The sequence below is a fragment of the Rothia sp. HMSC067H10 genome (assembly GCF_001810635.1).
Taxonomy (GTDB): domain Bacteria; phylum Actinomycetota; class Actinomycetes; order Actinomycetales; family Micrococcaceae; genus Rothia; species Rothia dentocariosa.
The window spans coordinates 1-294 of record NZ_KV802277.1; the positions used below are offsets into that span (position 1 = coordinate 1).

General features: G+C 48.6%; 1 pseudogene. It reads right to left on the minus strand.

The annotated features are described in order from the left end of the window. Window positions 1-294: pseudogene (locus HMPREF2756_RS00775) on the minus strand (hypothetical protein); the annotation flags it as partial.

The window sequence follows — 294 nt, forward strand, 5'->3', positions numbered from 1 at the left end:
CCAAGGATATTCGACCCCGTCCATGGCGAACACAACCTTGCCCTCGAAAAACTCTTCTACACGCGGCACACTCTCCTGCGAGATTTCGAATCCCCACCCAAAAAGAACCTGGTAAAGTCCACTACCATGGATCGGACGTACTGTATAACGTGTGTCCATCTGTTCAATAATATTTACGCATAGGCTCACGTCCTCGTCTTCCATCACGAAGAGGTCGTCAAAGTTTTTATACAGGACAAAGAGTCCTTGTCGCATATTGAACCAGTTGATCAGGCAGGCATCTTCGGAGGCCCA